29 protein-coding genes are annotated in these 18,307 nt (G+C 70.1%); 23 read left to right on the forward strand and 6 right to left on the reverse strand.

Going from position 1 to position 18,307, the window contains the following annotated elements:
* Positions 1-64: 64 nt before the first annotated feature.
* From ACFYU0_RS01240 to ACFYU0_RS01260, 5 genes are all read right to left on the reverse strand, one after another.
* Positions 65-754 carry an HAD family hydrolase gene (locus ACFYU0_RS01240; RefSeq protein ID WP_389296921.1) on the reverse strand — a complete coding sequence of 230 codons (690 nt, stop codon included), beginning with the start codon at positions 752-754 and terminating at the stop codon, positions 65-67.
* A gap of 10 nt (positions 755-764) precedes the next feature.
* Entirely contained in the window at positions 765-1,460 is a 696-nt protein-coding gene (locus tag ACFYU0_RS01245; RefSeq protein WP_389296923.1) for a phosphatase PAP2 family protein, read from the reverse strand.
* Between the two features lie 115 nt (positions 1,461-1,575).
* A complete protein-coding gene (locus tag ACFYU0_RS01250; RefSeq protein WP_389296925.1) occupies positions 1,576-2,511 on the reverse strand; it encodes a M56 family metallopeptidase in 936 nt (311 codons plus the stop codon).
* Between the two features lie 261 nt (positions 2,512-2,772).
* Positions 2,773-4,107 (reverse strand): integrase, encoded by a 1,335-nt coding sequence (locus ACFYU0_RS01255; protein WP_389296926.1) that lies wholly within the window; start codon positions 4,105-4,107, stop codon positions 2,773-2,775.
* Between the two features lie 432 nt (positions 4,108-4,539).
* Positions 4,540-4,950, reverse strand: coding sequence for a hypothetical protein (locus tag ACFYU0_RS01260; RefSeq protein ID WP_389296928.1), 411 nt, complete (start codon positions 4,948-4,950; stop codon positions 4,540-4,542).
* Between the two features lie 199 nt (positions 4,951-5,149).
* Here ACFYU0_RS01260 and ACFYU0_RS01265 point away from each other — a divergent pair, with 199 nt between their 5' ends.
* The 15 genes from ACFYU0_RS01265 to ACFYU0_RS01335 all read left to right on the forward strand — a co-directional run bounded on the left by ACFYU0_RS01265 (position 5,150) and on the right by ACFYU0_RS01335 (position 12,243).
* Positions 5,150-5,401, forward strand: coding sequence for a helix-turn-helix domain-containing protein (locus ACFYU0_RS01265; RefSeq protein WP_389296930.1), 252 nt, complete (start codon positions 5,150-5,152; stop codon positions 5,399-5,401).
* Position 5,402: 1 nt separating this feature from the next.
* The gene (locus ACFYU0_RS01270; protein WP_389296932.1) at positions 5,403-5,720 is read left to right on the forward strand and encodes a hypothetical protein; all 318 of its coding nucleotides are present in this window, start codon (positions 5,403-5,405) and stop codon (positions 5,718-5,720) included.
* Positions 5,721-5,811: 91 nt separating this feature from the next.
* Entirely contained in the window at positions 5,812-6,399 is a 588-nt protein-coding gene (locus ACFYU0_RS01275; RefSeq protein ID WP_389296933.1) for a hypothetical protein, read from the forward strand.
* On the forward strand, positions 6,396-6,590 hold the full coding sequence (locus ACFYU0_RS01280) for a hypothetical protein (protein ID WP_389296935.1): 195 nt from the start codon (positions 6,396-6,398) through the stop codon (positions 6,588-6,590). Before ACFYU0_RS01275 ends, ACFYU0_RS01280 begins: the two co-directional genes overlap by 4 nt.
* Positions 6,587-6,778 carry a hypothetical protein gene (locus ACFYU0_RS01285; RefSeq protein WP_389296937.1) on the forward strand — a complete coding sequence of 64 codons (192 nt, stop codon included), beginning with the start codon at positions 6,587-6,589 and terminating at the stop codon, positions 6,776-6,778. The genes ACFYU0_RS01280 and ACFYU0_RS01285 overlap by 4 nt, the downstream gene beginning before the upstream one ends.
* Complete coding sequence (locus ACFYU0_RS01290) at positions 6,771-7,067, forward strand: hypothetical protein (protein WP_389296938.1); 297 nt, start codon at positions 6,771-6,773, stop codon at positions 7,065-7,067. Before ACFYU0_RS01285 ends, ACFYU0_RS01290 begins: the two co-directional genes overlap by 8 nt.
* Positions 7,067-7,408 carry a hypothetical protein gene (locus tag ACFYU0_RS01295; RefSeq protein WP_389296939.1) on the forward strand — a complete coding sequence of 114 codons (342 nt, stop codon included), beginning with the start codon at positions 7,067-7,069 and terminating at the stop codon, positions 7,406-7,408. Before ACFYU0_RS01290 ends, ACFYU0_RS01295 begins: the two co-directional genes overlap by 1 nt.
* A 106-nt stretch (positions 7,409-7,514) precedes the next feature.
* Positions 7,515-8,153 (forward strand): hypothetical protein, encoded by a 639-nt coding sequence (locus ACFYU0_RS01300; RefSeq protein ID WP_389296941.1) that lies wholly within the window; start codon positions 7,515-7,517, stop codon positions 8,151-8,153.
* A 130-nt stretch (positions 8,154-8,283) separates the two neighbouring features.
* On the forward strand, positions 8,284-8,631 hold the full coding sequence (locus ACFYU0_RS01305) for a hypothetical protein (protein ID WP_389296943.1): 348 nt from the start codon (positions 8,284-8,286) through the stop codon (positions 8,629-8,631).
* A complete protein-coding gene (locus ACFYU0_RS01310) occupies positions 8,628-9,482 on the forward strand; it encodes a PD-(D/E)XK nuclease-like domain-containing protein (RefSeq protein ID WP_389296945.1) in 855 nt (284 codons plus the stop codon). Before ACFYU0_RS01305 ends, ACFYU0_RS01310 begins: the two co-directional genes overlap by 4 nt.
* Positions 9,479-10,249 (forward strand): hypothetical protein, encoded by a 771-nt coding sequence (locus tag ACFYU0_RS01315; RefSeq protein WP_389296947.1) that lies wholly within the window; start codon positions 9,479-9,481, stop codon positions 10,247-10,249. The genes ACFYU0_RS01310 and ACFYU0_RS01315 overlap by 4 nt, the downstream gene beginning before the upstream one ends.
* A 63-nt stretch (positions 10,250-10,312) precedes the next feature.
* Entirely contained in the window at positions 10,313-10,705 is a 393-nt protein-coding gene (locus tag ACFYU0_RS01320; protein WP_389296949.1) for a hypothetical protein, read from the forward strand.
* A gap of 115 nt (positions 10,706-10,820) precedes the next feature.
* Positions 10,821-11,027, forward strand: coding sequence for a hypothetical protein (locus ACFYU0_RS01325; RefSeq protein WP_389296951.1), 207 nt, complete (start codon positions 10,821-10,823; stop codon positions 11,025-11,027).
* A complete protein-coding gene (locus ACFYU0_RS01330) occupies positions 11,024-11,896 on the forward strand; it encodes a hypothetical protein (protein WP_389296953.1) in 873 nt (290 codons plus the stop codon). Before ACFYU0_RS01325 ends, ACFYU0_RS01330 begins: the two co-directional genes overlap by 4 nt.
* The gene (locus ACFYU0_RS01335) at positions 11,893-12,243 is read left to right on the forward strand and encodes a hypothetical protein (protein WP_389296955.1); all 351 of its coding nucleotides are present in this window, start codon (positions 11,893-11,895) and stop codon (positions 12,241-12,243) included. The genes ACFYU0_RS01330 and ACFYU0_RS01335 overlap by 4 nt, the downstream gene beginning before the upstream one ends.
* Positions 12,244-12,345: 102 nt before the next feature.
* Here the strand turns inward: ACFYU0_RS01335 and ACFYU0_RS01340 are convergent, their stop codons facing one another.
* Positions 12,346-12,612: a type II toxin-antitoxin system prevent-host-death family antitoxin gene (locus ACFYU0_RS01340; RefSeq protein ID WP_389296957.1), complete on the reverse strand. Its 267-nt coding sequence runs from the start codon at positions 12,610-12,612 to the stop codon at positions 12,346-12,348.
* 141 nt (positions 12,613-12,753) lie between these two features.
* Between ACFYU0_RS01340 and ACFYU0_RS01345 the strand changes: the two genes are divergently transcribed.
* From ACFYU0_RS01345 to ACFYU0_RS01380, 8 genes are all read left to right on the forward strand, one after another.
* The gene (locus tag ACFYU0_RS01345; protein ID WP_389296959.1) at positions 12,754-13,458 is read left to right on the forward strand and encodes an HNH endonuclease; all 705 of its coding nucleotides are present in this window, start codon (positions 12,754-12,756) and stop codon (positions 13,456-13,458) included.
* Positions 13,458-14,342, forward strand: coding sequence for a hypothetical protein (locus ACFYU0_RS01350; protein WP_389296961.1), 885 nt, complete (start codon positions 13,458-13,460; stop codon positions 14,340-14,342). The genes ACFYU0_RS01345 and ACFYU0_RS01350 overlap by 1 nt, the downstream gene beginning before the upstream one ends.
* Entirely contained in the window at positions 14,339-14,581 is a 243-nt protein-coding gene (locus ACFYU0_RS01355) for a hypothetical protein (RefSeq protein WP_389296963.1), read from the forward strand. The genes ACFYU0_RS01350 and ACFYU0_RS01355 overlap by 4 nt, the downstream gene beginning before the upstream one ends.
* Positions 14,581-15,891: a DnaB-like helicase N-terminal domain-containing protein gene (locus ACFYU0_RS01360; RefSeq protein ID WP_389296965.1), complete on the forward strand. Its 1,311-nt coding sequence runs from the start codon at positions 14,581-14,583 to the stop codon at positions 15,889-15,891. The genes ACFYU0_RS01355 and ACFYU0_RS01360 overlap by 1 nt, the downstream gene beginning before the upstream one ends.
* On the forward strand, positions 15,888-16,637 hold the full coding sequence (locus tag ACFYU0_RS01365; protein WP_389296967.1) for a hypothetical protein: 750 nt from the start codon (positions 15,888-15,890) through the stop codon (positions 16,635-16,637). The genes ACFYU0_RS01360 and ACFYU0_RS01365 overlap by 4 nt, the downstream gene beginning before the upstream one ends.
* Before the next feature lie 102 nt (positions 16,638-16,739).
* Positions 16,740-16,937 carry a hypothetical protein gene (locus ACFYU0_RS01370; RefSeq protein ID WP_389296969.1) on the forward strand — a complete coding sequence of 66 codons (198 nt, stop codon included), beginning with the start codon at positions 16,740-16,742 and terminating at the stop codon, positions 16,935-16,937.
* 10 nt (positions 16,938-16,947) lie between these two features.
* Complete coding sequence (locus ACFYU0_RS01375; protein WP_389296971.1) at positions 16,948-17,232, forward strand: hypothetical protein; 285 nt, start codon at positions 16,948-16,950, stop codon at positions 17,230-17,232.
* Positions 17,233-17,305: 73 nt separating this feature from the next.
* Positions 17,306-18,184, forward strand: coding sequence for a hypothetical protein (locus ACFYU0_RS01380; protein WP_389296973.1), 879 nt, complete (start codon positions 17,306-17,308; stop codon positions 18,182-18,184).
* Positions 18,185-18,307 lie beyond the last annotated feature (123 nt).

Here is an 18,307-nt window from a genome sequence, read left to right on the forward strand (position 1 = left end):
GGTGCCGCGGCCACGCTTCCCCGCGCTTCAGCAGCCGCCCGCGTCACCGGCACGCCCGGGCCGGTCAGCCGACCAGGTCCAGGACCGGCAGCAGCGCGTCCGGCCGCTGGGCCACCGGAAGGTGGTCCACGAAGTGCACGCGGCAGCCCAGCGCGGCCGCACCACCGTCCGCCGTCCTGTTGTCCCCGACCATCAGCACCTGGCGCGGGTCGGCGCCCAGTTCCTCGCAGGCGGCCGAGAAGAGCCGCGGGTCCGGCTTCTGCACGCCGTGCTCGTACGACAGCACATAGGCGTCCACGTACGCGTCGAGGCCGTGCTCGCGGAAGACCGGGCGCAGGTCCCAGCCGATGTTGCTGACCACGCCCACAGCGACACCGCGCTCGCGCAGCGTGCGCAGCACGTCGGCGGCGTCCTGGTAGGGCGACCAGGCGGCGGGCGTCATGTGCCGGTCGTACAGGGCGTCGTGGAGCTCGGGGCTGGGCAGCGGGACGCGCCGGGACAGGCCGGTGAAGGCGGCCCGGTGCTGTTCGGCGCTCTGGTCCCGGACGGCCCACAGCCCGGCCAGTTCCTCCGGCACCCCGACCGGTTCCGCCCCGCCCGGCAGCGCCCCCGCCGCCTCCAACGCGGCGGCGGCCCTGCTCAGTTCGGGGCCCGGGAGCGCGAGTCCGGCCTCCCTCAGCACGGCACTCAGCCAGGACTCGGTGGACTCGACACGGAACAGGGTCCCGGAGAAATCGAAGAGCACGGCAGCCATGCGCCGGACTCTATCGGGGCGTTGGGCAGGAGCGCCCGTCCCTCGGCCACTCGTACACCGCCACGGCCACCGCGACCACCAGCGCCCCCAGCAGCCAGCCGCCCAGCACGTCCGACGCCCAGTGGACACCCAGCCACACCCGCGTCAGGCCCACACCGGCCACCGAGACGACCGCCAGGGCGACGGCCGTACGCCACAGGGTCCGGCCCGCGCCGTGGCGGTGCAGCAGCCACAGCAGGAGGCCGCAGACGACGGTGGCCGTCATGGCGTGACCGGACGGGAAGGCCGCGTAGTGCGCGCTGTCGACGGGGTCCGGCCAGACGGGCCGGGGGCGTCCGACGGCCGTCTTCAGCCCCTGCTGCAGGACCGTGGCCAGCGCCAAGGCGACCCCCAGCCACAGCGCCGTCCACCAGGCGGCGCGGCGCCACACGAGCCACACCGCGGCGGCGGCGCACACCAGGCGCATGGTCAGCGGATCCCACACCCAGTCCGTCAGGACGCGGAAGGCGTGCGTGACATCGTGATCGCCCACCGCCCAGCGGTGGGTGGTCAGCGAGATGTCGCCGTCCAGGGCGAGCAGCGGCCGCCAGCGCAGTACGACGACGGCCAGCAGCAGCCCGCAGCAGACGGCGAGAACGGCGGCCGCGCGGGCCGCGGTGCGGTGGGGCGGTGTGCGGGGCGGGGACTCGTTCGGCTGGCGGCGCATGCTGCGATCTTCGTCGACGAGGTGGCCCGATGGCCACCGTCCCGGGCGCCCGGCGCGCATCGGGGGATCGGGACGTGGGGAATCGGAGCGTGTGCCGGGGCGCCGTGGGCCGGCGCTAGCCCAGTGCCCGCAGGCCCGGTACGAAGGCCACTAGGACCGGGACCACCGGTACCAGGGCCGCGGCCGCGGTCAGGCGCAGCCGGTGCAGGGCCGGGAGGCGGTCCGGGGGAGTGAGCAGCCGGTGCACGCGCTGCGGCACGAACGCCTCCGGGGTCGGGCAGGGCCCGAACACGCCCCGGTCCTCGTTGAGTCCGACCAGGGCGAGCGCGGTCGTCAGCCGGCCGAAGCGCCGGGACGCCATGTCGTCGGCCGCCAGCTCGACCAGCCGGTGCATCTCGTCGCGGAATGCGGCGAACACCGGTACCTGCGGGAATCCGTCCGCCAGCGCCGTCGAGCAGTGCAGCAGCCAGTCGTGCCGGGCCTGGGCGTGCCCCTGCTCATGAGCGAGCAGGGCGTCCAGTTGACGCCCCTTCAGCCGGGCGAGGGCGGCCGTGGTGACGACGAGCCGGGGCGCCGCACCGGGCAGCCACCAGGCGTCGGGCCGCTCGCCCTCGAGCACCACGAGCCGGCCGCCGGCCTGCTCCTCGCCGGGCAACAGCGGGGCCCGCAGCAGCAGTTCGGCCCGGCGTACCCGCCGCCGCGAGCGGGCCCCGACGATCTGGCGTGCGAGCATCGCCACGCTCCACAGTCCGCCGCAGGCCAGCGTCACCGCGAGCGGCGCCGCCCAGGGGCCGGCCGTGCCGAGGGCGTAGGCGTCCACCACCGCGCGCGGAGCCGTACCGAAGACATGGCCGCGTACCGAGTGCCAGGCCGCGGCGGCGCTCAGCGTCATCGACAGCGCGCAGCACAGCAGCACGGCCGCCACCACGCACTGCCACGCCCACAGGGCGACCACCGGTTCCCGGTCCGGCCAGCCCGCCCGGGCGAGCAGCCGCGGGGCGACGACGGCGGTCAGGGCGCCGAGCAGCAGCAGGGCAGCGGGGACCATCATGGGCAGCACCCTATGAGCGCACCGCCGCCCGCGGGTACGGTCCACGGGCCCGAAGTGACGCAGACAACGCTCCGCCGTCCGTGCCGACGGGCGCCTCGGGCCACCATGCCGGCCCCGCCGACCGGCGGCTCACATCGCCAGCGGCATGGCGACCATGCCGATCGCATCGCCGGCAGCGTGGCGATCATGCCGATCACATAGCCAGCAGCATGGCGACCATGCTCTTCCGGATGCTCCGAGAATCCCTGTGAGCTGCGGATATCAGGTCCGCGGTGACTCACTTGGGAGACTAATGGGAAACGGTGGCGCCCACCAGACCCCCATGCCCCAGAACGTCTCCCACCGCTCCTGCAGAGTGTCCGCGATGCGCTTCTCCATGACTGGCGTGAGATTCGAGTACAGGCCCTCGACGCCGGCCACCTCGTGCCCCATGCGCGTCTCCATCGCGATGCGGGAGTGCCCGTCCTCCTCCAGCCACTCGCGGTGCCCGTGGCGCAGCAGATAAATCCGCTTGCCGACCATCTCCGGCACTGGCTGGATCTCCCGGCGGACGCGATCGCTGCGCGCCGATCTCTGCGGCGCCCCGCCTCTGATGTGGGGCCAGTAGTTCTTCCCCCACTGCGTGCCCATCTGGCCGCCGCCCAGGGCCGGGAACACCCACGGCGAATCGTGCGAGGCCAGGAGGGCGGCATGCATCTCATGCAGGAACGGAGGAACGACCAGCGTCCTGTGCGAGTCGTACTTCGGGCCGACCTGCGCCCGCTTTCCGGCCTCGTACTGACTCTGGTACTGCACCCGGAGAGCAGGCATCAGATCGGGTCCGTACCGGTCGAGCATCGTCTCGCGGCGCTCGGGGTCCGGATCGCTGGCCGGCCACGTCGGCGAGGCGAACTCCCGTCGCAGGCCCCACATCTCCCCGGGCGGGCGCATGCCGGTGAACGCGATGGTCCAGATGTACGTCCAGCCGGTGAAGCCCCACACGTGGTAGGCGTTGGTGGCCAGCTTGTGCAGCACCACCATCTGCATCGGCCGTTTGGCCTCGCGCTTCTTCTTCCGGTACCGGCCGCGCCTGCGCTGGGCGATGACCGGCGACTCGCTGCGCAGCTTGTACTTGACGACGGCATCCGTCATCAGCATCCCGAAGAGGCTGGTCAGTTGCTCCACGTAGTAGTGGGAGATCTCCTCGCGGGCCGCAGCCGACTCGAGGGACTTCTTCCACGCCTCGTACTCCCACGTCGTGATGTCACCGACGGCATGATCCCCCCAGTAGGGGACGATGCGGGAGCGCAGCCGGGACCGGTACCGGCTGACCGATGTCGCCCGGAGATCCTGCGCGTCGAGCCACAGCCAGCAGTAGTCCTTCATCAGCGTCTTCGAGTCGACGCGACGGATGTGCTTGCCGTGCCGGACGTCGTACTCGCGGTCGAGGCCGTAGTTGTACGCCTCGTCCTCGTCTTCGAAGGGGACGCCAGGCTGCGGGCCGGAGGCCGACTCATACTTCTTCCGCTTGGTGGGCCTGCCGTCGGCGTCGGCGATGTAGTCGCCGTTCCACCACTTGACGCGGATCGACCCGCCGCGCACCTCCACGTAAGGCATGGCTCTCCCTTGGGTGGTGTGGGCCGCGGAGCCCGGCAGGTACCCCTACCGCCAAGCCTCCCGCGCCCGGCTGCTCAGGTGCCGAGCCAGCAGCCCCGGCATCCTTCGCAATCTCCTCCTGCGCGCCTCACGACCTCGCGCATCGAGCCGCGTGCCTGCTCGCTGCCGACGATGTCGGGAGGCGCAACACAGATCATTCTCCCATCGGCCGGTCCGGCCCATCCTGCGAACTCCGGGCCCAAGTCGACTATGGACAGACTGCTCTGCATAGTGGTCCCCCTTAATGGGTGCTGCGGGGAACCCCCAAGGTGTTGCAAAAGATGCTGCCACGTTCAGGACCGGTTGGGACCGGCTGGGACCAAAGTGGTTCAAGGAAAAACAGCAACAACACTAAGACGGCAAATGGTTGTACGACAATTGGCTGAGTTTAATTCAGAGAACGCCGCGGGCGTGCAGCTCTGCAAGGACGCGGCGGTTCAACTCGAGGATCTCGTCGCCTGTCAGTGAGCCCTTGGTGGCGATGGCCGCGGTCGTCACGGCGTCGCCGACGAGTCGCTCCAGTTCGGACTTGGGCACCTCGGCGACCTTGACGCTGTCGGTGACGGGCTCGTTGACAACAGGGTCACCGCCGGCCAGGACTAGCTGGCAGCTGCCCGGAGCCCACTGGAGCGCGGCCTCGATGCCGCCGTAGGTGCGGTCCCAGACTTTCTGGCCTGCTTCGACCCGCTTCCACGTGTCCTTGGAAATGCCGCCGATCTTGGCGGCGGGCTCGATGCCGAGCCGTAGCTCGGTGCGTCGCTTCTGAACGAGCGCCGCGAGGCGCTCCAGGTCGGGGCTGGTCATGCCGTCATCTTTGCAGGACCCGCTAGGACCCGCTAGGACCAGGCCAAAGCAGTCCGGAACGTGCTGGCTCGAAACCGCAGAGTGACCGGATCTCTGCTGGTACACGCGTTCGAACCAGGCTACCGGTCGGTAGAAACTTCCGCTAACTTCTGCCAGCATCTGCTAGACATGGGCCGCGAACTTCCGCTAGCTTCAGTGCATGGAAGCAACCCCAACCACCGAAAAGGTGAACGGGGCGGAAATCCGCAAGCTCCGCATACAGGCAGGGCTGAGCACCACCGAGCTGGCCAAAGCAGCACGCCTCAGCGCGCGCTACCTCAACCACCTCGAAAACGGCTACCGCACCCGCATGAGACCGCACTCCTACAGCCGTCTCCGCCAAGCGCTCGGCCTGCCGGCCGACTCCGAACAACTCCTCGCACCCCCAGAGGACCCACCCGAGAAGAGGTGACATGCCCACCCGAAAGGTTCCCCCCACCAAGCAGCCGCTCAAGCTCGAGGGCTTCCACACCGTCGGCGAAGCCGCGGTCCGGATGAACTTCAAGACCCAGGCCGAGCACGACGCCGGCAGCACCAAGGGCGAGCGCTGGCTCCGCGACGGCTGCAACCGTCCCGAAGACGGCAGCGAGGGACAGCCGTTCCCCCACCACCGCATGAACGGCTGCCTGATGTTCAGCGACACCGACCTCGCCGAGATCGCCGCCATGCACCGCAACGCACGCACCCAGGGCGCCCGCCGCCGGATGCGTCGCCTCCAGCCTGCCGCCTGACGGCAAACAAAGAGGCCGCCCCAAACGCCAGCCCGGGACGACCTCGCGATCCCCCATCCAGAACGCACTGAACGAAAGGGACCGCGTTCCCATGATTCCACACACCGATCGTCTGACACCCGAGCGCGAAGCCGAGATCCGCGAGCACCTCGCCAGCACGGACAACCACACGCTCAGCAACCTCGCCGCCCGCGACCTCCTCGCCGAGCTGGCCGCGGTCCGCGCCGAACGGGACGACGTGGAGGCCGAGCGGGAGAAGCTGGTCCGCTGGCACCTCGAGGATGGTAAGTCGTTGGCCAAGGCACTGGCCCACGTCGCCGAGCTGAAGGAGAACCTGCGGGCGGTCAACGCCGGGTGGGACGCCGCCCGCACCGAACGCGACCGCTACCGACTCGCCTGGCAGTCGGCCCGCCAGCGGGCGCAGGCCTACGGCGAGGGCATCCTCCGCGTCGTCAAGGACCGCGAGGCGTGGCAGGGCTGGTGCAAGACCGCTGAAGCGCGTGTTGCCGAGCTGGAGGAGCAGGCGAAGACCGCGCGGACCGAGACGATCGCCGACGTCGGTGACTTCTTGGACGAGCACGACCAGAAGGACGCGGCGTATCTCGTCTACACCGTGGACATCCCGGCAGCCCGCGACATGAAGACCGTCGCCGTCTCTGAGGCGGGTGAGTCCCGATGACCCGCCCGATCGCCGCCCTGGACGTGCCGCTGCCGGTGGTCGAGGCCGAGGCCCGCCTCCAGCAGCTGCTCGCCGCGCCGCCCGCCGGCCACACCCCGAGCCTCCAGCCCGCCGACTGGTACGAGCAGGTCTTCGACGCCATGGCCTGCGCCCACCCCGAAGCCTGCCAGTGCTCGGAGCCGGTCCGGTGACCGCGTCGCTGGATCTGCCGCCGACGCCGACCACCGCGGACCCGGTGATCCTCCCCGGCCTGCTGTCCGGGCTCGGCATCACCCGCCGGCAGGTCCCCGCCTGGATCACCGACCCGAACTTGATCGCCGACATCCTCGCCGGCCACGCCGACATCCCCGCCGACTTCGGAGGCGACCCCAATGCCTGACCTCGCTGTCGTCATAGGCCGCCGCAACACGCCGCTGACCGACTGCTACTGGATCCAGTCCGCACCCTGCGGCTGCATCGCCTCCCTCACCACCACGACCAAGCCCCGTGGCAGAGGCGTGAACGTGCTGGAGACCGCCGAGCAGGCCCACAGGCACATGGTTCCGCTGAAGCGGGAGCGCGACGACGAGAACCGCCGCGGCTTCACCTGGCAGCTCGTCACCAAGGTCCGCTACCACGCGGAGATCGGCACCCGCTGGACGTGCCAGCAGCACCGGAAGGACGTGTGATGAGCACGGGACGACACCGGTGGACGCGGGCCGGCCTGAAGGAAGAGATAGACCGCCTGGAGACCGCCCTCCGCGCCGAGCAGGTGAAGAACGCCCGCGCCGACCGCCAGCACCGGACGGACAGCCGGGAGATCACCCGCCTTCAGGACGCACTACAGGCCTGGCAAGCCCGCTGGTCCAACGCCTTCCCGGTGAGCGTGCCCGCACCCCGCGACCTCCGCCCCGCCGACGACAGGCCCACCGTGCCCGTCGATGTCAGCCAGGTCCGCGCCATCCACCGGGTCATCCCGATCACCGAACGGCCCGACGCCACCAACCCGGCGAACATCCCCGCCGCCTGAACTCCCGGTCGCCCGGCCGGACAGGTACGGGCGACCGGTGAACGACGAAACCCCGAGCGCTGCTATCGCCCGGGGATCCACCACCAGCATCCCACGGAGGACACCCGTGATCACCATCGCCGACCACACCCTCAGCCGCCTCGTCGCCCAGGCCAAGCCCCACATGGGCACCAAGTACGACGTCGAAACCCTGCAGTCCATCAGCTTCGACCACGACGGCACCTACCTGTACGCCATGGCCACCAACCGCTACACCATGGGCGTCTCTCGCACACAGCTCCTGAAGGCCGACGCCGAGCCGTGGGCCGCCGTCGTCCACCGCACTCAGGTCGCCGAGCTGGCAGCCGCCATCCGTCTGCTGGACTCCAAGCCGATCAACCTGGAGCACACGGACACCCAGCTGATCCTTTCGGGAGAATCCGGCAGCCGTATCGCCATCAACCTGCTGCAGCCCAAGCAGGGCCCGCTCAACTGGCGCAAGTACATCCTGCCCCAGCTCGACATGGCGGCAGCGACAGCCCAGATGGCGATGACGCCGAAGTTCTTCGGCGCCTGGAAGGACCTGCCGGGCCCGGTGCAGATGTGGTCCGTCGGCGAGGCCAAGCCGACCCTCATCGTTGCTGCCGACTTCATCGGCATGCAGATGCCGGTTCGCCCGCGCGAGAGCGACGACCTGACCCTGCGCCGCGAGCTGGACGCGTGGAAGGCCACCAAGCGCGACGACGAGCAGCCGGCCGCCGCCTGACCGACAGCCACATAGCCGGCGGCGCGTCGAGTCTCCCCGCTCCGCGCCGCCACCCCAGGGCCAGCTCCCCGGAGCACCCCCCCCGCCCGGGGAGCTGGCCCTCCCTCAGCACACCCACTTGGAGCCTCAGATGGACATCACCAGCCTCACCGTCCCCGTCGAGACAGCCCGCCACGTCCTCTGGCGGTACGACCGCATCGGCGGCGCCCAGCCCGGCACCTTCACCCAGCACCTCATGGCCGCCATCGAGAGCGCCGACATGCGCAACCGGGCCATCCTCCGCGAGGACTACCCCGAGCTGTCCGAGGCGCTCCGCATGGCGCGGTACGACGAGGACGGCCTCGACAAGCTGCGGGCCATCGCCCGCGGTGCCACCGCCATCCGCTGCACCCGCTGCAAGCAGGACGACGGTCCGTTCACCGACGCCGGCCTGTGCGAGGCGTGCGCCCGCCCGATGCCCCTGGACGGCGTCGCATGAGCGGGGCGGCAGAGGCGCCGAAGGTGGTGGACGGGCTGCCGGCCGACGACTACCACGCGGACCGCACGTCGATCTCCTCCACCGGGCTGCGCGCCCTGCTGCCGCCCGGCTGCCCCGCCCAGTTCCACTACGACCGCGAGCACCCGCAGGCGCCGAAGCGGGAGTTCGACCTCGGCACCGCCGTGCACACCGAACTCCTCGGCATCGGCGACGAGCTGACCGTCATCGACTTCGACACCTACCAGACGAAGGCCGCGCAGACGGCCCGCGACGAGGCCCGCGCCAAGGGCCAGGTGCCTCTCCTGCCGAAGGAGTGGGCTCAGGTCCAGGCGATGGCCGCCGCGGTCCGCCAGCACCCGCAGGCAGGCCCGCTGTTCGCCGGGCCGGGCATCGCCGAACGGTCGATCTACTGGACCGACCCGGCCACCGGTGTTCGCTGCCGGATCCGCCCCGACTGGCTGAAGGAACTCCCCGGCCTCGCCCTCGCCGCCGACCTGAAGACGACGAAGGACGCCAGCCCGCAGGCCGTGCAGAGGGCGATGCGCGACTACTCGTACCACCAGCAGGACGCCCTGTACGTCGACGGCATATGGGCCGCACTGCAGCCCGAAGACGTCCGTTTCGTCTTCGCCTTCGTCTCCAAGACCCCACCCCACCTGATCACCGTGCGGGAGCTCCCGCAGCAGGACCGCGACATCGGCCGCGCCCGCAACGAGCGCGCCCTGCGCATCTACGCCGACTGCACCGCCAGCGGCGAATGGCCCGACTGGACCGGGCCCACCACCGAAATCCCCCAGCTCGGACTGCCCAGCTGGGACGTCATCCGCCAGACCGAGGAGTACATCAAGTGACCTCCAACGAGATCGCCCCGCGCGACGAGCAGCAGACCGTCGCCACCACCCAGCAGGCGGCCGGCCCGGCTCCGACCGCAGGCGCCACCGCCCTGATGCAGTGGGCGCAGGAGGCCGACCTGGCCTACCAGATGGCGCAGAAGCTGGCCGCGACCTCCTTCGTCCCGCAGTCCCTGCGCGGCAAGCCCGGCGACATCACCGCAGCGATCCTCGCCGGCGCCGAACTCGGGCTGAAGCCCATGGCCACGCTCAAGTCCATCGACGTCATCCAGGGCACCCCCGCCCTGCGCGCGCATGCCATGCGAGCCGTCGTGCAGAAGCAGGGCCACGACATCGAGCTCGTCGAATCCGACGCCACGCACTGCGTGATGCGGGGGCGCCGCAAGGGATCCGACAACTGGCAGACCGTCGAGTGGACCATCCAGCGCGCCGCGCAGATGAAGCTCACCGACAAGGCGGAGTGGAAGAAGCAGCCGCAGAACATGCTCGTCGCCCGCGCCACCGGCGAGCTGTGCCGCCTCATCGCATCCGACGCCCTCCACGGCATGGCCTACGTGTCCGAGGAGCTGGAAGGCACCACGCACGCCGAGGTGCTGCCGCAGAAAGCGCCGCTGTCCGTCGCCGCCCTCACCGCTTCCGCGCCCACCTCGCAGCCCGAGCCCGGGCCGGCCGCCGACACCAGCTACAGCGTCGAGGTCGGCGGCGGCACCTGGGACCAGAACGCCATCGACGACTCCATCGACTGGCAGCCCGAGAACGAGCAGTAGCCCGCACACACGGAAGCCGCCCGCGGGCAGTGCGGGCGGCTCCTCACCCGACAAGGACATCACATGCAGCTGACTCCCGCCCAAGCCAAGGCCCGCGCCGACCAGATCCTCGCCACCCTCAAGTCGACCGTCAGCGACTGGACGACCGCCGTCCTCGACCAGGCCGTCCTCCACCTCGCCAACTCCGGCGCCCCGTTCGGCATGAACGACATACGCCTCCTCGTCCCCGACGACGAGTGCCGCAAGGCCGGCGTCTACTTCGCCGCCCTCACCGGCCACGACGCCCTCCACCCCAGCGAGCCGCAGCTGCTGCGCAAGGTCGGCGAGGAGCCGTCGATCAACCCGAAGGCCCACGGCAAGAAGGTCAACACCTACCTGCTGACCCGGGCCGGACGGCAGTACATCCAGGACCGTCAGGCCGCCCGCATCGAGCAGCAGAAGCGGCAGGCAGCCTGATGGCCCGCCTGATCGAGCTCCCGACCTGGTTCCTGGCCGTCCTCGTCCTCGCCGCCGGAGCAATCGGGGGCGGGGCCAGCCTCGCCATCGACCACCTGCTCAGCCGGGGGCAGCGATGAACCTCCAGCCCGTCGCCGCCTGGCTGTACAGCATGGTCGCCCTCTTCGGTCCCGGCCTGCTCCTCGTCTTCGGGCCGCTGCTGCTGTGGGCCCTCGTCCTCTGGCTCGGCCGCCTGCCCCGCCGGCTGCGCGCCCGCCGCCTCGACCGCCAACTGTGCCCCGTCATCCGCGCCCGCTACATCCAGAAGGGAGACCAGCCGTGACCACCGCCGCCAAGCCCCTGCCGCCCCACCACAACACCCTCACCTGCTACATCAACTACGACTGCCGGCTTCCCGAGTGCGTCGAGCGGTACAACGCCAACGAACGCGACCGCCGGAAGAAGAAGCGGCAGGGAACCTACGAGCGGTACACCGACGCCAGCGTCGTTCGCACCCACGTTCAGCAGCTTCTCGCCGCCGGAGCTAGCCCTCGCGGCATCGCCGACCGGGCTGGCGTGGCCGACAGAACCGTCCGCGACCTACTGCCGACCCGCGCCGATGGCAGCCGCGCCCCGCTCAAGTACCGCGTCCTCACCACCAACGCCGAGAAGCTCCTCGCTCTCACCCCCGAGGACGTCATTCCCCAGTTCCTGCCGGGCACCGGAACCATCCGCCGCCTCCAGGCCAATGTCGCCGACGGCTGGCCCATGATCCACCTCGCCCAGCAAGTCGGCGTCTACCCGACCTACATCAGCAGCCTCATCATGCGAGCCAACACCCTCGAGAACCTCCAAGTCCGCGGCACGACCGCCCTCGCTGTAGCCCGCGCCTACGACGAACTGCGCGGCAAGCAGCCCCGCCAGCACGGCGCGTCCAACAGGGGAGTCCGGTACGCCCGCCAGATCGGCAAGGACCGGCGCTGGCCACCCACCAGCTACTGGGACGAGCGCCCCGGCTCCATCGACGACCCCGACTTCGAGCCCATGTACGGGGTCACCCGCCGGGAGATCGTCGCCCAGGACGCGGGCGAGCTGATGCGGATCTCCGGCCTCGACAAGCTCGCCGCCGCTGAACGCCTCGGCGTCAGCAAGAGCTACATCGAACACGCCTTCCGGGACCACCCCCAGTACGCCGTGGCGGTGGCGGCGTGAGCAACCAGATCCCCTGCGACGCGGACCTGATGTTCATCGAGGCGGCCGCGACCGGCACCGTGCACATCGCCGTCCAGTACCGCGCGTATCACCTCAACGACGAACCCGTCATCGAGACCGTCTCCGGCGGGGCCGCCCTCATCGCGATGGCCATGTCGCCGACCGTGACGCGCTGTGGCAAGCGCACCTTCCCGCAGTTCGAGCGCGACCACATCAAGACGACGCGCTTCCGCGACGAGCAGCTGTGCCGGGCCTGCTACCGCACCCTCACACCGGCCGACCAGGAACGCGCCTTCGAGCACGAGACACCGGACGGCGAGGACGACGAACCCGAGGCCGCCGCGTGACCGCGGGCCGCCGGCCGCGCGACCGGACCTGACCAGCAGCACACCAGCCGCACACGACAAAGGCCCCGCGATGGCGGGGCCTGGAGGAGAGGAGGGGAGATGTCAGTCCTCGGACGCCGGCTTCTTACGGCGCACCACGACCTTGCGCTTCGGGGTGTCCGCGACGCCGTCCGCTTCGAGGACGCGCTCCTCGCCGAGAGCTGCCAGAGCGCGCTCGTAGAAGTCCATGCCGACGATGACGGCGACGCGCTTGCCGCGGCTGGTCATGACGGTCGTCTCGTCGTAGTAGCGGGCGCGTTCGATCGCATCGGCGAGCGAGTTGCGCACGTCGGCGATCTTCTCCTGGTGCTCCTTCTTGGGCGCGGTCATGTCGGCAGTGTACCTCACGACCATGATGTACATGAGCGCGTTGAGCGCTATGATGTACATGACGCGGTGAACCCGCGGACCAAATCGGCCCACGCAATTCGTCATGCGCAATCGAAATCGCACTACCAAATCGAGGGACAAATGGCCGTCTCCAAACGACTCCGGTACGAAATCCTCCGCCGGGACAACCACACCTGCCGGTACTGCGGAGCGAGCGCCCCTGACGTCCCGCTGCGAATCGACCACGTCACCCCGGTCGCGCTTGGCGGCACCGACCACCCCAGCAATCTGGTGACCTCCTGCGAGCCCTGCAACAACGGCAAGAGCTCCACAATCCAGGGCTACGTGGCTGCGGCCAGCATCGAGTCGGTTCCTCCCTCGTCCGAGGTGCTGGCTGACGAGGCAGAGCGGCTCTGGCTCGAGGCCTACACCGGTGTCTACGGCGGCACCGAACTGACCCTCCAACAGCTGGAGGAAGTACGGACCGGCGCGAGGGACATGTACCAGGTCGGCATGACCGCCGACCACATCCGGAAGGCCGCCACCGTGGCCGGCTTCAAGGGCGACACGTTCGTCTGCCTGGGCGAAGTGAGCGACCCGAATTGGCTGGCGATCACGGGAGAAGCGTTCCGAGTCTGGCGCTCTCTGTGGCACCGCAGCACCGGGTACAGAGAGTGGCCTGAGATGCAGGAAGTCCTGCTCTTCGAGTGCAGCGTGGAAGGCTCGATCAACGCCGGGCTGGAGCGGGTGGCGATACTGCGGGCTGCCACGCTGGCTGGCCACGCGCAGAGCGTCTACATCGAGGACTTCCTGGACGCGACCGTCCGAGAGGCGCGTGGTCTCTGATGGCACGCATCCGGACGATCAAGCCCGAGTTCTTCACCTCGCTCACGATCGCCGACCTGACGCCGGAGCAGCGTCTCACCTTCATCGGCCTGTGGACGCACGTCGACGACGCCGGCCGATGCGTCGACGACCCGCGACTCATCAAGGCTGCCCTCTGGCCGCTCGACGACCGCACCGCAGCCGACATCGAGATCGATCTGAAGGCACTCACTGAGTCCTCACTGATTACTCGGTACAGCCTCAATCGCAAGCGATACCTGGCCGTCACGAACTGGACTGAGCACCAAAGGATCAACCGTCCGACCGAGAGCAAGCTTCCCGCCCCTGAAGAGGGCGATCCGACGCCTCCTGACCCTGTGACCAGGGATAACGGGGACTCACTGAGCCCTCACACACATTTCAGTGAGGGCTCACCACAGGAAAGGAAGGGAAAGGAAGGGAACAGGGAAGGGAAGGGAAACCCCCTACCCCCTGCGGGTGATCAGTTCGGCAGCCCCGCCGTCGCGCAGACGGGCGGGGAGACCGCCAGCCAGATGACCGAGTCCTTCCTCGCGCGCTTCAAGGTCGGCAACACCTACAACAAGCGGCAGGTCTACCGAACGGTCGCCGACGCCCTCGCCAACGGCGCCGATCCCAACGAGCTTCGGTGCGCCCTCGAGCGTCTCGGCGAGCTGTCGAAGCCGATCAGCAACGGCACGCTCCAGTTCGCCTTCTCGGAGATCCGCAGCCAGGGCGGCAACGTGCACCAGCTGCGCCCTGGCACTGCCTCGCAGTCCACAGCCGATCAGCGCGTCGCGCAGGGCCAGGCCCTTGCCGCCAAGTTCCGTGCCGAAGAAGAGCGCGCCGCTCTCAAGGCCGGCCACGCCAACCAGGAGCCCGCATGACCCTCTCCGAAACCGCCGACCTGCTGTCCATCGCAGCCGCCATCGACAAGCGAACCCTCGGCGAATCCGACGTCCGCGCCTGGCAGATGGTCCTCAACGACATCCCCTTCGACGCCGCCCGCGACGCCCTCCGCGACCACTACCGCGAAACGACCAAGCCCGTGATGCCCGCCGACATCGTCCGCCGGGCCAAGCCCAAGACCAGCTACGAGTACTACGCCGAGAAGGGGATCTTCTAGTGGTCGACGACCTCGAGCAGGACCCGTTCACGCGGACACCCCCGCGCGACGTCGAGGCGGAACGCTCCGCCCTCGGCTCCTGCCTCCTGTCGCCCGTCGCCTGCGCCGAAGTGCTGGCAGCCTCCGCCGCCGAGGCCTACTACGTCCCGGCCCACCAGACGATCTACCGGGCCATCGCCGACCTGTTCATGGCCAACCAGCCCATCGACCAGATCACCCTCGGCAAGTACCTCGCCGACCGGGGCGAGCTCGCAAAGATCGGCGGCCAGTCCTACCTGATCGATCTCGTCCGAGCCGTACCCACCCCAGGCACCGGCGAGTGGTACGCCGACATCGTTCAGGACCGCGGCCTGCGCCGCGACCTGATCGAACTCGGCACGCGCCTCGTCCAGATGGGTTACAGCCCGGACGGCGAGACCAGCGAACTCATCGAGCGGGCCGTCGCCATGTCCCGCGAACTCCGGGACCGCACCAGCGATGACGACGACATGCCGACCGAGGACATCCTCGACTTCGTCCAGCACGAGGACACCTTCGACTGGATCGTGCCCGGCCTGCTGGAGCGCATGGACCGCCTGATCCTCACCGCTGGAGAAGGCGGCGGCAAGTCGGTGCTGCTGCGGCAGATCGCTGTCACCCTCGCCGCCGGCATCCACCCGTTCGAGACGTGGAAGACCATCGATCCGATCAAGGTGCTGGTCCTCGACTGCGAGAACGGGGAGTCCGCCTCCCGCCGCAAGTACCGCCCCCTCCTCGCTGCCGCTGACAGCCTCGAGCAGCCGATCCGACGCGGCCAGTTCCACATCCGCTGCCGCCCCGAAGGTCTCGACCTCACCCGCCCGCAAGACAGGTCGTGGGTGATGCGACGTGTCGAGGACTTCAAGCCCGACCTGCTGATCATCGGGCCGATCTACCGGCTCCACGCCGGTGACCCGAACAGCGAGGAACTGGCGCGGAAGGTGTCCGTGGTCCTCGACGAGGCCCGCGCCACCGCAGGCTGCGCCGTCTTCATGGAGGCCCACAGCCCCCACCACAACGGCTTCGGCCAGCACCGCACCCTCCGCCCTGTCGGCTCGTCGCTGTGGATGCGCTGGCCCGAGTTCGGATTCGGCCTCCGCCCCGTCGAGGACGAGAAGTCAGCCGAAGACGGCGATGGCGCCCGCGGCCGGCGCTTCCTCCCCTGGCGTGGCATGCGCGACGAACGCAGCTGGCCCCGCTTCATCCGCCAGGGCGAGAAGTGGCCCTGGATCTCCTACAAGCCCATCGACGCCGACATGTACGGCAACTCCGAGACGGGAGCGATCTGGTGACCGACTCAAACGACTGGCTGAGCTGGGTGGACCAGCTGATGCAGGACTGCGCCGACCGCGAGGCGACCGCGAACCTGCGGGCCGCACGCGCCGCCGGCTCCGAGGGCGACAAGCAGACCAGCATCGAAGCCCTGCCGACCGTCTACCGCGACACCCAGTTCCGCTCCCTCCTCGAAGCCTGCTGGGCCGCCACCCTCGACTCCCTGCACATCGTCTGGGAGTACGAGCCCGAGACCTTCACCCTGCCCTCCGGCGTGAAGTACCTGCCCGACTTCCACCTCACTGAGATAGGCGTGTGGCTGGAGGTCAAAGGCCCCGGGATCCCGCGGGTCGAGAAGGCCTACGAGCTCGGCGAGATGCTCGCCTGCGAGTGCGCGGACCTGGCCTGCACCTGCCAGTGGCCTGGCGGCGAGATGGTCATCGTCGGCCACCCGCCGACGCCGATCAACCCGTGGACCGACGAGGCCTACAGCCACTGGCCGAACAGGGCGAAGTCGAAGCTCGCCCGACGCCACGGCGGCTTCATCCGCTGGACCTCGACCCGGCGCCACAACTCGTGGATGACCCGCTGCTCCGGCTGCGGGCGCACGTCCTGGGTCGAAGGCCAGCGGCTGATCCGCTGCCCAGCCTGCGGAGCCCGCAGCGAATCCACGCTCTACCGCGACTTCGAGAACCACTTCGAGTTCGTGCGGCTGCCCTGGCTGTCCGGACGCGCCACGCAACCCGACGACGAAGCCGCCGCCTGACCCCGCCGGCCTGGCCGTGTGGCACCGCCCCGTCCGGGCCCACCCCGCAACCGTGCACCGACTGCCAGCCCAACCACCCCGCCGCCTGACAGGAGCCCCCCGATGCCGAAGACCCATCAGATCACTTGCGCGCACGACGACTGCGAGGCGTGGTCCCACACGGCCGCCTTCCAGCCCGCCGACTACGACCGGCTCGCCGCCGACCACCGTGCCCAGCTCGCCGCCGACGGCTGGACGGACGTCGAAGGCCGCGACTACTGCCCCACCCACCCGCCCGCCGCCCGGTCCGCCGCCGTCTGAGGAGCCAACCATGACACAGCACGACGACGCCACCATCGCCCGCATGTACGACGCCATCGAGTTCGCCCGATGGCAAGACCTCGCCGACGCCCTCAACCGGCTCACTGAATGGGGCGCGGACCCGCTGCTCGGGCTCGCCGACAAGCTCGGCACGAACAAGGTCACCACCCTCGACCCGGCCGAAGGCCACCACGCCTACCGGCTGCGCTACCGGCCGCCGTTCGGTGAGGAGCGGGAAGCGGACGGCGGGCCGGGCTGGATTGTCGAGCGCCGACCGGACGCCACCACCCCGTGACCACGAACGCCACGGCCGGCCCTGAGGAAAGCAGGGCCGGCCGGGCACCGAGAACCTACCTCTGGAGCAGCCCGTGAACCACACCGACCCGACCGCCGACACCCACGTCGCTGAAGCCCGCCGCGCCGTGCATGAGTCCCTGATCCTGCTGCCCGCTTGGGAAGCCGACCGGGTGCGCGCTCTGATCGCCGATCTGGAGACCGCGGTGGAGGGCCGGGCAGCGATGCGAGCCGCCGCGTCTGTGGTGATGTCCCCGCCGACGAGCCGAGCCGACCTGCGGGACCGCATCGCCGACGCCATCTGGGCGCGGTACCCGGACGCCGAGCCGTCCCGTACCGGGCTCGTCATGGCGAACCCGCACGCCCTCGCCGACGCGGTGCTGGCCGTACTCCCCGAGCCGACCGGGCAGGCCGCCGAGGTAGAGCGCTGGCAGCGGAAGTACGACGCCGAGCATGCCCGACACATGGCCGTCGTGGGCGCGCTCGTCACCGATCGGGCCGCCCTGCTGCTGGGGGCCGCCGACGAGCTGGAGGCGCCCTACGAGCCGGAGAGCGGCTACGACCGGGGACGCGCATGGTGCGTCGCCGAGCTGCGCCGTCTGGCCGCAGAGGCGCAGCAGCAGGCCCGGTGCTCGCATGGCTGCGACGTCACCCGCTGCCCCTGCCTCGCCTGCGAAGCCGACGACACCGAGGCGGGCCCAGACCGCTGCTCCGGCTGCCGGTACGTGCCGTGCGGGAACTGCGCCGCCCCTGAGGCGCCGCAGCTCCCGCCGATGGACCCGGTGCACATCCTCGGCATCGACGCCGACGCGCCCACCCCCGCCGAGCAGCAGCCCGCGGCAGCCGACGACGACGGGGAGACGCGCGGCGGTTGCGGCCACGGCCCGGAGCGGCACGGGCCCGAGGCCGGATGCGTCGAATGCCGCTGCCCGTCCACGACCGGACACGCCTGACCCGCTGCGCCCCGGCTGTCACCGTGCGGGCGGCCGGGGCCCGAGACGGGGCCAGAACGCCCCCAGGAACGCCGCACAGCCGGCTGTGCGACTCCAGCGCCGCCAGACCCGCCCACAGAGCCT

This window comes from Streptomyces sp. NPDC003720 (assembly GCF_042875075.1).
In the GTDB taxonomy this organism is placed as follows: domain Bacteria; phylum Actinomycetota; class Actinomycetes; order Streptomycetales; family Streptomycetaceae; genus Streptomyces.

What these genes read in the sequence shown, in the direction of transcription:
- ACFYU0_RS01240 (WP_389296921.1), bottom strand. Translation starts at nt 754, where the DNA reads ATGGCTGCCGTGCTCTTCGATTTCTCCGGGACCCTGTTCCGTGTCGAG.
- ACFYU0_RS01245 (WP_389296923.1), bottom strand. Translation starts at nt 1,460, where the DNA reads ATGCGCCGCCAGCCGAACGAGTCCCCGCCCCGCACACCGCCCCACCGC.
- ACFYU0_RS01250 (WP_389296925.1), bottom strand. Translation starts at nt 2,511, where the DNA reads ATGATGGTCCCCGCTGCCCTGCTGCTGCTCGGCGCCCTGACCGCCGTC.
- ACFYU0_RS01255 (WP_389296926.1), bottom strand. Translation starts at nt 4,107, where the DNA reads ATGCCTTACGTGGAGGTGCGCGGCGGGTCGATCCGCGTCAAGTGGTGG.
- ACFYU0_RS01260 (WP_389296928.1), bottom strand. Translation starts at nt 4,950, where the DNA reads ATGACCAGCCCCGACCTGGAGCGCCTCGCGGCGCTCGTTCAGAAGCGA.
- ACFYU0_RS01265 (WP_389296930.1), top strand. Translation starts at nt 5,150, where the DNA reads ATGGAAGCAACCCCAACCACCGAAAAGGTGAACGGGGCGGAAATCCGC.
- ACFYU0_RS01270 (WP_389296932.1), top strand. Translation starts at nt 5,403, where the DNA reads ATGCCCACCCGAAAGGTTCCCCCCACCAAGCAGCCGCTCAAGCTCGAG.
- ACFYU0_RS01275 (WP_389296933.1), top strand. Translation starts at nt 5,812, where the DNA reads ATGATTCCACACACCGATCGTCTGACACCCGAGCGCGAAGCCGAGATC.
- ACFYU0_RS01280 (WP_389296935.1), top strand. Translation starts at nt 6,396, where the DNA reads ATGACCCGCCCGATCGCCGCCCTGGACGTGCCGCTGCCGGTGGTCGAG.
- ACFYU0_RS01290 (WP_389296938.1), top strand. Translation starts at nt 6,771, where the DNA reads ATGCCTGACCTCGCTGTCGTCATAGGCCGCCGCAACACGCCGCTGACC.
- ACFYU0_RS01295 (WP_389296939.1), top strand. Translation starts at nt 7,067, where the DNA reads ATGAGCACGGGACGACACCGGTGGACGCGGGCCGGCCTGAAGGAAGAG.
- ACFYU0_RS01305 (WP_389296943.1), top strand. Translation starts at nt 8,284, where the DNA reads ATGGACATCACCAGCCTCACCGTCCCCGTCGAGACAGCCCGCCACGTC.
- ACFYU0_RS01310 (WP_389296945.1), top strand. Translation starts at nt 8,628, where the DNA reads ATGAGCGGGGCGGCAGAGGCGCCGAAGGTGGTGGACGGGCTGCCGGCC.
- ACFYU0_RS01320 (WP_389296949.1), top strand. Translation starts at nt 10,313, where the DNA reads ATGCAGCTGACTCCCGCCCAAGCCAAGGCCCGCGCCGACCAGATCCTC.
- ACFYU0_RS01325 (WP_389296951.1), top strand. Translation starts at nt 10,821, where the DNA reads ATGAACCTCCAGCCCGTCGCCGCCTGGCTGTACAGCATGGTCGCCCTC.
- ACFYU0_RS01340 (WP_389296957.1), bottom strand. Translation starts at nt 12,612, where the DNA reads ATGACCGCGCCCAAGAAGGAGCACCAGGAGAAGATCGCCGACGTGCGC.
- ACFYU0_RS01345 (WP_389296959.1), top strand. Translation starts at nt 12,754, where the DNA reads ATGGCCGTCTCCAAACGACTCCGGTACGAAATCCTCCGCCGGGACAAC.
- ACFYU0_RS01350 (WP_389296961.1), top strand. Translation starts at nt 13,458, where the DNA reads ATGGCACGCATCCGGACGATCAAGCCCGAGTTCTTCACCTCGCTCACG.
- ACFYU0_RS01355 (WP_389296963.1), top strand. Translation starts at nt 14,339, where the DNA reads ATGACCCTCTCCGAAACCGCCGACCTGCTGTCCATCGCAGCCGCCATC.
- ACFYU0_RS01370 (WP_389296969.1), top strand. Translation starts at nt 16,740, where the DNA reads ATGCCGAAGACCCATCAGATCACTTGCGCGCACGACGACTGCGAGGCG.
- ACFYU0_RS01375 (WP_389296971.1), top strand. Translation starts at nt 16,948, where the DNA reads ATGACACAGCACGACGACGCCACCATCGCCCGCATGTACGACGCCATC.